At 53.5% G+C, this 8,601-nt stretch carries 11 protein-coding genes; 3 read left to right on the forward strand and 8 right to left on the reverse strand.

All coding sequences use genetic code 11. The annotated features are described in order from the left end of the window. Positions 1-293: 293 nt before the first annotated feature. Positions 294-740, reverse strand: coding sequence for an antitoxin Xre/MbcA/ParS toxin-binding domain-containing protein (locus ACIOVD_RS27640; protein WP_401131333.1), 447 nt, complete (start codon positions 738-740; stop codon positions 294-296). A gap of 341 nt (positions 741-1,081) precedes the next feature. Here ACIOVD_RS27640 and ACIOVD_RS27645 point away from each other — a divergent pair, with 341 nt between their 5' ends. Continuing rightward, positions 1,082-1,372, forward strand: a complete 291-nt coding sequence (locus ACIOVD_RS27645; protein ID WP_401131335.1) for a type II toxin-antitoxin system Phd/YefM family antitoxin — start codon at positions 1,082-1,084, stop codon at positions 1,370-1,372. A gap of 2 nt (positions 1,373-1,374) precedes the next feature. Continuing rightward, complete coding sequence (locus tag ACIOVD_RS27650) at positions 1,375-1,662, forward strand: type II toxin-antitoxin system RelE/ParE family toxin (protein ID WP_401131337.1); 288 nt, start codon at positions 1,375-1,377, stop codon at positions 1,660-1,662. Positions 1,663-1,776: 114 nt separating this feature from the next. Here ACIOVD_RS27650 and ACIOVD_RS27655 read toward each other — a convergent pair whose 3' ends face one another. Beyond that, positions 1,777-2,808 carry a tyrosine-type recombinase/integrase gene (locus ACIOVD_RS27655; protein ID WP_401131339.1) on the reverse strand — a complete coding sequence of 344 codons (1,032 nt, stop codon included), beginning with the start codon at positions 2,806-2,808 and terminating at the stop codon, positions 1,777-1,779. Continuing rightward, entirely contained in the window at positions 2,801-3,031 is a 231-nt protein-coding gene (locus tag ACIOVD_RS27660) for an AbrB/MazE/SpoVT family DNA-binding domain-containing protein (protein ID WP_401131341.1), read from the reverse strand. Before ACIOVD_RS27660 ends, ACIOVD_RS27655 begins: the two co-directional genes overlap by 8 nt. A gap of 319 nt (positions 3,032-3,350) precedes the next feature. Here ACIOVD_RS27660 and ACIOVD_RS27665 point away from each other — a divergent pair, with 319 nt between their 5' ends. Next, entirely contained in the window at positions 3,351-3,665 is a 315-nt protein-coding gene (locus ACIOVD_RS27665; protein ID WP_401131343.1) for a helix-turn-helix domain-containing protein, read from the forward strand. A gap of 24 nt (positions 3,666-3,689) precedes the next feature. Here ACIOVD_RS27665 and ACIOVD_RS27670 read toward each other — a convergent pair whose 3' ends face one another. The 5 genes from ACIOVD_RS27670 to ACIOVD_RS27690 form a co-directional block, all read right to left on the reverse strand. Continuing rightward, positions 3,690-4,055 carry a type II toxin-antitoxin system RelE/ParE family toxin gene (locus tag ACIOVD_RS27670; RefSeq protein ID WP_401131345.1) on the reverse strand — a complete coding sequence of 122 codons (366 nt, stop codon included), beginning with the start codon at positions 4,053-4,055 and terminating at the stop codon, positions 3,690-3,692. A 1,026-nt stretch (positions 4,056-5,081) separates the two neighbouring features. After that, on the reverse strand, positions 5,082-5,480 hold the full coding sequence (locus ACIOVD_RS27675; RefSeq protein WP_401131347.1) for a hypothetical protein: 399 nt from the start codon (positions 5,478-5,480) through the stop codon (positions 5,082-5,084). Positions 5,481-5,586: 106 nt separating this feature from the next. Beyond that, positions 5,587-6,420 (reverse strand): RepB family plasmid replication initiator protein, encoded by an 834-nt coding sequence (locus ACIOVD_RS27680; protein WP_401131349.1) that lies wholly within the window; start codon positions 6,418-6,420, stop codon positions 5,587-5,589. Between the two features lie 216 nt (positions 6,421-6,636). Further along, a complete protein-coding gene (locus ACIOVD_RS27685; RefSeq protein ID WP_401131351.1) occupies positions 6,637-6,987 on the reverse strand; it encodes a hypothetical protein in 351 nt (116 codons plus the stop codon). Continuing rightward, positions 6,984-7,916, reverse strand: coding sequence for an integrase domain-containing protein (locus ACIOVD_RS27690; RefSeq protein ID WP_401131353.1), 933 nt, complete (start codon positions 7,914-7,916; stop codon positions 6,984-6,986). The genes ACIOVD_RS27685 and ACIOVD_RS27690 overlap by 4 nt, the downstream gene beginning before the upstream one ends. Between the last annotated feature and the right edge of the window lie 685 nt (positions 7,917-8,601).

Genomic DNA, 8,601 nt, shown 5'->3' on the forward strand with positions numbered 1-8,601 from the left:
GGAGGGATCGTTCTGATTTTTTGATCCGCTTTGAAAAACGCGGATTTGAAGGTTTACGCCGATTCGAGTCGGCTAATTTTTTGAAGCCTCGAGGGCTTAGGTTTTAGGCTGTTTATTTAGAGGGCTCAGCAACCCTTGAGAAGCGAAATACTTGATTTCGCTCAGTGCCTGGGCAGCATAGCCAATGGTGCTGCTAGCGTCTAGATCAAGATTTTCCGAAAAATATAGCCGCAGGCGGCACGTCAGAACGCTAAGTCGGAGCCTTAAGCACGAGGGCAACAGCAGCGTACCAATCAAACCACCCCTCCCCACTCCAGTGCGTGAAGCACTCGACGAACCTGGTTAGCTCCTATCTCGGTTACACAAAGCATCACTGGTATGGAATGGCCCAAGGATTGGTTGGGTGCTGACATCCAGCGCGTCGCTGCCACTCTACTTTCAAAAACTTCCTGCGCTTTTTGGCAGACGCTGGCAATTCGGTCGAGTCGTTCGGATGCGATCGAATCCAATGGTTTTTGTTGCTGCTTTCGCCGCTTGAGCGTGGTGAGTGAAGTATTGAACAGTATCGCCAAGTGAGCGTCAGAAAGGTTAAAGGCGACGTGGATTGCATCAACCAGGTCAACGGACACTCCAGATTTGATCTGCTGCAGCCGCTCGGACTCCTTCTGTTCATGAGTCTGTGCGCTGAAGTGCCAAAAGGCGTTGGTCAGGCACTGCGTTGATGCGACTGAGGTTTTCATTCTCCCCCACCCCCGAGTTGAATGCGCGCTAAAAGCCTCATAGGAGAAATGGTTGTCCCCCGTCCACTCAGGACCCATTTTGATCTCGGTCAGAGATGCAGGCTGATGATCGGGTTTTGTAAAAAAACCGACGGATGGTATTGGTGTTTTTTACAGAAAATAGCCTCCAGCTAGGCCAGTACCTAGAACAGCGTTATTAGAATCCGTACTCCGTACGGATTCTAATAACGCTGTTCTAGGTACTGAAATGAGACTATCATACGCTCAATCGTACGTAAAGTCTTGCGTACTAGAAAGCATGCTTTATGTGTATTGGTGTATCATGCGTAGGAGATTAAATCATGGCTGCGTTACTGGAACGAGCTGACCAAGCTGTCTCGGTCACCACGATGGTGCGGAGCTTTAGCGCCCGTCTGAAGGAGGTCTCCAGCCGTGCCACGGATCGGTTGGTAATTTTTAAAGATAATGAGCCGGCAGCAGTAATCGTAAATGTGGATGCGTATCAAGAGATGCTCGATGAGCTCGAAGATTTGCGTATCGAAGCGATTGCTCACGAGCGGATGAGTACTTTTGATAAAAGTAAGGCTATCTCCCTTAGCGACATGAAAGCGAGGTATGCCGCCAAGGAGTGAAGATGGCTTGGATAGTTGAGTTTCATCCTGATGTTCAAGACGATCTTGACTATTTAGGTGCGCCGACAGCTTTGCGTCTTCTGAAGACGATTGAGGAGAGAATCGAGAATGGCGAGCCCGATAAGCTGGGTAAGCCGTTGAGAGGAATTCTCTCGGGGTTCAGAAGAATTCGAGTAGGAGATACCAGAATTGTCTATCGAGTGAATAAAGGTGCTCTCGAAGTGCTGATCATTGCGGTAGGAGCTCGGCGTGATAAAGAGGTTTACCAGGCGGCAGAAAAACGCTTGTAAAGCCTGCAGTTTTTGGCGTTTTGTTAAATTTTTGCTCTCAAAAAAGCCCGCTTCGGCGGGCTTTTTGCTGTCGGTTGTTAAGGCATTCCTCCACCTATGTAAGCTGATCCATTCTTAATAACTTACCTTGAAGGTCGGTGAGTCCTCTGGCCTGGCATGGCGCCGGTCGTAGAGCTTGGTCGTGCTGATATTGGCATGCCCGAGCCAGGCCTGGACCTTGGCGATGTCGGCTTCGTGCTCCAGGGCGTTAGTCGCCGCCGTGGCGCGCAGGCCGTGCACGCCAAGGCCGGCGACGACGATCCCGGCGGCCTTGGCGTACTGGCCGACCATGGTATAGATGCCCTCCGCGGAAATCCCCCGCCCGGTCTGCGGCCCGCGCAGCGGGCGAAACAGCGGTGCTTTGTCTTGTCCCAAGTGATGCCCCGACGCCTCGAGGTAGGTGTGCAGGCGCTCGGCTGCGACCGGGTGCAGCGGCACGTAACGCAGTTTGCCGCCCTTGCCGTGGATACGCAGGTGCTGCAGACCGCGGCGCTGCTGCAGGTCATCGGTCTGCAGGCGTGCGGCTTCTTCACGGCGTAAGCCGTGATACAGCAGAACGGCGAGAATCGCCCGATCACGTTGACCTTTGGTCGACGTCGGATCGGGCGCCTCGAGCAGGGCCTTGGCCTGGTAGTCGGCAAGCGCCGGGGTTTTACCCTCAGTGGTTTCCAGCTTCGGTCGTTTAACCCCGTGCACCGGGTTACCGCCGGCAACTGCATTGCGGTCGAGCAGGTGATCGAACAGGCTGGTCAGCGCCGCGAGTTTGCGCCGCTGGGTGGCCGCGGACAGGCCGCGCTGCTCGAACTGGTGGCGCCAGGCAAGGACATGGGCGCGGGTCACTTCGCGAAACTGCTCAGGGGTGTGCAGGCCGACAAACTGGCAGAAATCCTCGAGGTCGCCCTGGTAGGCGCGGCGGGTGCGCGGATTGGCCAGGTTGGCGAACCATTCGACGGCGGCCGGGACCGTGGCCAGGCCGTGGAACTCGGCGGCGGTCAGCCGGCGTGCCGCCGCGACCGAGGGGCTGTCGGCATATGTAGCCGCGGAAACAGCTGTGCTAGAACTCTCCCCGCCGATGACCGAGGATTTGTCGGTATATGGCTCACTCATCCTTGAGCCCCTTGGGGCCGGCCGTCACCTGCTCCACCAGGTCGTCGAGGCGGTCGCGCAGTTTCGGGGTTTTCGACAACACTAGGGTCTGGGTCACCGGGTCCGCCTCGACGATGTACAGGCTGTCGCCGACATCCAGGCCGAGCTCCTGTAGGGCAGCGTCCGGGATGCGTAGGGCGCCGTCGCCATCCCACTCTTCGATGGTGACCTGGATGCTGAGCATGTGCAGTTCCTTAGGCTGAAAAACTCACGATAACCGTTTTTATCGGTAGTTTTAAAAAATCTTCTTCCCGTAAGTCATCTTGGTGGGAGGCAAATTTCTGAAATCATCAGATGTGACTGTGTCAGGAGTCGCACACTGGGCTAGGCGCCAATTGGCTTTTCCTAAGGAAATGGGAAAACTTGTCAAGTAGCTTGACAAGGTTATAAGAATTTGTATAATCTCGGCCCTGTAAAAACCTAGCTATTTTGCATATAGTCAAAAGCTCAAAAAAGCAAGATTATCCAGCTCAAGCTGGAGATTTATTTAGAGAGATAAAGAAATGAGCACGCAAAACGTTTTCGAACTGATCACCAATGATCCGGTTCGCTTCAACATGCTTGCGTTAAAATCTAAACTGGTGATGGTGCTGGTTAACCTAATACAGGGCCAGCAATGGACTCAAGCTGAGGCTGCGCGCAGACTGCATGTCAGTCAGCCACGCATGAGCAACCTATTCAATGGAAGACTGGAAAAGTTTTCCATCGATACCCTGCTCGAAATGATCTTGGGTGTCGGCTACAAACTCGATATGGACTTTGATCCAGGGAACATGCGTGAGCCCTTGGAGCTAAAGCTAAAAAAAGCGATGCTGTAACAGCCATCGCCCTTCATAACCAGCTTACTTCAGCGCTTTTAGGCGCAGTCTACCCTTCCTGATGATCGTCAGATCCTGTCCTTCGGACGTTTTCGTTGCAGCGAGAACGACCCACAGAACCCCCGGCAGCTTGTTGTAGTACACGCAGCGATACGCGGGACTGCCGTTGATCTTCAGTTCGATGACGCCTGGACCGATATTGCCCAGATGCTCGAATTCGATCGTAGGAGCCAGGCCATGCGCAACCAGGTTGAGGTTGTGCAGGAAACTGATCTGGTCATCCAGTGGTAACTTGCCTAGCTCTTTGATAGCCCCTGGGCAGTACCGAATCTCTTTTGGAACAAATTTAGCGTTACATTGATCGTTTACAGCGTTTTTCACATTTTTCATGATGCGACTTACCCCTCATTAGTTTTATTAAGTTATTGACTTTCATGGTCTAACCCCTTTTAGGTTGGTTGGGAGTCCGACTTTTTCGGGCTCCCGACATTTGCTGGGCGTAATTCTCCCAGCGCGCAGAAGCTTATAACTAATGATAAGCATGCGTCAATCTTTAGCATCGGTTTATTTGGCATCGCCTAATTTATATTTTGTCGCCAGAAAAATGGCGGAAAGTACAAGTAGTGCGAATGGCTGCATCGCCGAACTTCAGGTGATTTAGGCTGAATCCCGAGATGAGCCACTGCTTGACGCTGATCGGTGCATTGGCGGCCTGTGAACTGACGTCGAGGCATGAGCCAATTGGCCGTGAGTAACAGCCTTATTCAGGCAATCTCAAAGCGACGCAGTGCTGCAGGTAAAATGATGGCAGGTCGGTACCACACCCTATGGGCAAGAGGTCGGCTCTGCGAAACAAATGGCCTGCCGCTTTAGCTCAGCCGGAAAAGCAGAGCCTTTGAAGAGACCCCTTGCCGAAGCAAGGGGTCATGGGCTTAGAACAAGCCCGACGCCTTAAGTACCAGGATGCCTACCAGGGTCACTTTACCGACCCAATAGAGCACCTGGAGAGCGAAAATAATTTCCATCGCTAATCCTTGTGTTGTTCAAGCGCAATCCCGACCGCCGTAGCAGCGGGTACCTCATGCGCACCAACACCCCACGGGGACCGCTCGTCTGAACTCCGTTATTCACCGTGGAAAAGCGTGATGTAGAGTTGACACCCGTGGCAACCAGCCGTATATTTGACTCGTCTCTTAATCAAATATGTAATAATGCGGTTATTGTATGCACACTTAAAATAAGTATCTCATACTTGTTCGCAAAATGCAATACCTCGCCCTTAGAAAACCGCTCGTTGAGCGGTTTTTTGTTGTCCTGAAAATTCTGAGCATTCCTACCAATCTGCGGCGCGTCATATGACGGAGCGACGTAATTCGCCTGTGCGCAGAAGCCAACTTCTCAAATTGCGAATCTTGTTTAGTCGTCCAGTGCGCTCAGCAGATTTCCCCACGTCGCAGGTCCTTTTGCTTTTGCAGGTGCTTCCTTGCTTTGTGGTTTTGGCTCTGGTTTATGCTCGAGTAACCGCAGGCTATTTCGCAGCTCGCGTACCTCTTCTCGCAGCAATCGCAACTCTTCCAGGAGAGGGTTTAGAGCGTCGGGTGCGAGTGTAGGGAGAACGTCTGGTAGGGGTGTAGGGAGATGTCGGGTTTGTCCAGGCGCTTCGCCATAGACACGAATCATTTCAGACAGGTCAATGACCTTCTGGCCTTTGCCATCTAGCCCAGCTGTTACACGGCCTTTGGCCACTGCTTCATGCAGTGTAGAGCGGTGCAAACCGTAGAGATTTGCCATGCGGCCAATGGTTAGTTTAGTCATGTAGGGCTGTGTCGGGTTCTGTCTGTAGGGTGCCCTACAGTATATCTGCCATTTGTGTGGTTTCGTTTTAGGAATAAATCCGTGGGGGCTAGTTAGCCCCATCTAATCATTCAACGAGTGCTAAGGAGATCTGGTTGAGCCGAGTGTGTGCTGCTTCCCAGCTCTCACCAGGACGAGCGCGTTTGGCAACTTCCGCGTCTGTCAGCTTACGGCTCTTGCCGCTCTTGTGTTTCGTATGCGTGGGTTTGAGTTCTGGTGTGATGGCAAAGAGTAAGTGAGTGACGGTGCGCCCAGTCTTACGCTGGGTGTAGCTCACGCGAATGTCGCTGAACTCGTTAATTTGCGCCACTGCCACGTCGATAACACGCTTTTTAAGACTATCTATGCGCGGATATTCATCGGTCATTCCGAAAGTTTCCTTAAGCCAAGCAATTCCAACCTCACGCTTGCCAATGCTCAGGTATTGCACCAGTAACTCATAAAGGCGTACCGCGTGGACGCTGCTCATACGGCCTATTTTCTCCAGTCGGTAGCTGGTGAACTCGGTTTCTAGCCGGGTTATATAGGGCAGCATGTCGGTCGAAAAGCGCAGCTGAACAGCGCCGGCCCCGTCGATGTAGCTGGCCGTTGAGATCCAACGCACCTTGCTTACACGCTCACAGCCGCTTTCTGGGTGAATATCGTGTACCACGATATGACGATTGAATAGCGTATCCATTGCGGTCTTGAGCTGGTTGTAAACTGCCCCACCTTCCATCTTAAACATAGATGAAAACCGCTTTGCTTCTATTGTGACAAAGTCATCAGTTAACCCCTTCTGTGTTTCGCGGGCCTCCATGATGGCGTACAGGATGATCCGCTGCTCGATCAGATCAAGGCGGTAGCTGGCTTCTACCAGCTTGTTCGACTTCACAACAATCAGCTGCTTCTGCGACGCCATTGAGTAACCCTGTCAGAGATCCGTGGACGTTATTATACAACAATAATTTTTTTGTATGCTATTACCCTAAATCTGTTGGTGAATCACCCTAAATCTGTTGGTGAATCACCCTAAATCTGTTGGTGAATCACCCTAAATCTGTTGGTTTATTTAGGCTGTAAGCCACGTAACCTATGGCCTGCGGCACGGCTAAAAGGTTTAAAAGGTTTAAAAGCATTAAAAACCTAAGCACGAGTTACTCACAGGCATTTTTCCCTCAACAGACTGCCAAGCAGTCTCATGGTTTGCTTCCATAGGGTTTTGGTGGCTCAGCCGATTTTTCCACAGCCTCCACAGCACACAAAACGCCCGCCAATGGTTGTAACGGGTGGCATCGCTGAGGTGGCGGTGGGCACGCCAATAGCGAATGACATGTCCTGCCCCAACCTGAGCTAGTGAATGTGCCCCCTCTGCAGCACAGAACGCGGCCAAGGAGAGCATCCGAGCTCGCTGCTGACGACGGTTATCTTTACCACCCTTGCGCACATAGCCGCGGCTGAAGTTTTCGACTTCTTCGAGTAGCTTCATCCACGGCCTCCAATGTATTCAGCGACCACGTCAATTCGGCCATGACCCAGCTCAGCGCTGATTTGTTCCCGCGCCAATCGATCCTGGTGCTTGTCGACGACACCACCGGCAATCACCGGCGCCAGGTGACCGGTGAGCCTCTGATAGCGCTCGCAAGCATAGGCTGCGCGCAAGTCGTGGTAACCGGTAATACCGACTTGCTGCAGGAGCGCACGGCCCTGGCGCAGGCTGCTTTCGCGAAACTGTTTCCAGTTCTGCTCGACGGGTATCAACGACCGGCCTGCCCCCTGCAGAGTGGCGGCGTTCGCCAGAGCACTCAGCTGCTGTTCCTGGAACACTGGGACGGTTCGTGGTCGTCCGCCCTTGGTGCCGTCGACAATCGTCACCAGGCCGCGCTCACGAGCTTCCTGCAGTGCTTTATGGATATTCAACAGCGCAGCTTCTTTGCTGCGCAGGCCAAATTCTCGCGCCAAGTCAGCCGCCGCGCCCGCTCGCCGCAGGTCATCTCCACACAGTTGCTCAAGGCCGCGTTCGAGCACATTTCGATCCACGCCTAACGGCGGATTGTTGCGCACCGCGCAGCGCTGGGGGATGCCGCAGGCCTTGGTCGGACTGACACTCGACCAGTCGCGCACCAGGTGCAGGACCGTGTTGATAGCACTCACCAGGTTCTGCGCATAAGCGGGTGATAACTCGCCACGCTGCACTTGTGTCGCGAGTTGCTGACCGTAGGCCTGTACCAGTTCTGAATTGATGCGCTCCAACCGGCCGATGCCTTGCGCGCGGGCAGCATCGGCAAATTGAGAAAAACGCTCCGTCAGGGTGGCCGCGCTGGAATACGACAGCTCGCCGCGTTGGGCGGCTCTGTCGAGGGCAATACGGGCCGCCGAAGCCATGTTACGGCTGCCTAATCCATAGTTACGGGACATGGTGGATTCCTCCTGGAATGGAAAGAGATCGAGCAACGGCGCTTGGGCGTGACTCGGGTAGTTGTCTGCTCAGGACCACTGGATTCGGTAAGTTTTATTCGCACTCGATACGTTCGAGGCAACCGTGAGCAGGAGCAGCTGTTGGGGCGGGCGCTGCATTTCTTCCCGTACTTTCCTGAGAACCTTGATTCGGCATTCTTCGAGTGCTGGTCCAGCTAGAGAAACCCTCAGGTACTGGGCTCCCTCTCGATCCGCGACTGCCATCAGGACGTTTTTTTTGTAGGTTGTTGCGATTTTTCCAGCACTTTCACGCGTTGCGTGAAAGGCTGTAGCCCGCGTATAGCGCGGGTTGGGTGGGGGCTGACACCACCCGTCTCTGTGCGAACACAGAGACGGGTGTAAAGCAGGACGAGTCCGACGGACGCGCGGGCGATGACATGCCGCTGACGAGATGAAGAGGTGACGACACGAGTCTCTTCAGATTCAGCCTGCTTTGCAGCGTTGGAAATATCGTTCCGGTCTGCCGAAGACCAGGCGCGTAAGCGCTTAAGAAAGGGAGCCTCACCACGAAAAAGATGAAATTCGGCCGTGGAGGGATCGTTCTGATTTTTTGATCCGCTTTGAAAAACGCGGATTTGAAGGTTTACGCCGATTCGAGTCGGCTAATTTTTTGAAGCCTCGAGGG

It is taken from the genome of Pseudomonas sp. NPDC087626 (assembly GCF_044743405.1).
Lineage (GTDB): Bacteria > Pseudomonadota > Gammaproteobacteria > Pseudomonadales > Pseudomonadaceae > Aquipseudomonas.

What these genes read in the sequence shown, in the direction of transcription:
- ACIOVD_RS27670 (WP_401131345.1), bottom strand. Translation starts at nt 4,055, where the DNA reads ATGAAAAATGTGAAAAACGCTGTAAACGATCAATGTAACGCTAAATTT.
- ACIOVD_RS27650 (WP_401131337.1), top strand. Translation starts at nt 1,375, where the DNA reads ATGGCTTGGATAGTTGAGTTTCATCCTGATGTTCAAGACGATCTTGAC.
- ACIOVD_RS27685 (WP_401131351.1), bottom strand. Translation starts at nt 6,987, where the DNA reads ATGAAGCTACTCGAAGAAGTCGAAAACTTCAGCCGCGGCTATGTGCGC.
- ACIOVD_RS27665 (WP_401131343.1), top strand. Translation starts at nt 3,351, where the DNA reads ATGAGCACGCAAAACGTTTTCGAACTGATCACCAATGATCCGGTTCGC.
- ACIOVD_RS27680 (WP_401131349.1), bottom strand. Translation starts at nt 6,420, where the DNA reads ATGGCGTCGCAGAAGCAGCTGATTGTTGTGAAGTCGAACAAGCTGGTA.
- ACIOVD_RS27655 (WP_401131339.1), bottom strand. Translation starts at nt 2,808, where the DNA reads ATGAGTGAGCCATATACCGACAAATCCTCGGTCATCGGCGGGGAGAGT.
- ACIOVD_RS27640 (WP_401131333.1), bottom strand. Translation starts at nt 740, where the DNA reads ATGAAAACCTCAGTCGCATCAACGCAGTGCCTGACCAACGCCTTTTGG.
- ACIOVD_RS27660 (WP_401131341.1), bottom strand. Translation starts at nt 3,031, where the DNA reads ATGCTCAGCATCCAGGTCACCATCGAAGAGTGGGATGGCGACGGCGCC.
- ACIOVD_RS27690 (WP_401131353.1), bottom strand. Translation starts at nt 7,916, where the DNA reads ATGTCCCGTAACTATGGATTAGGCAGCCGTAACATGGCTTCGGCGGCC.
- ACIOVD_RS27645 (WP_401131335.1), top strand. Translation starts at nt 1,082, where the DNA reads ATGGCTGCGTTACTGGAACGAGCTGACCAAGCTGTCTCGGTCACCACG.
- ACIOVD_RS27675 (WP_401131347.1), bottom strand. Translation starts at nt 5,480, where the DNA reads ATGACTAAACTAACCATTGGCCGCATGGCAAATCTCTACGGTTTGCAC.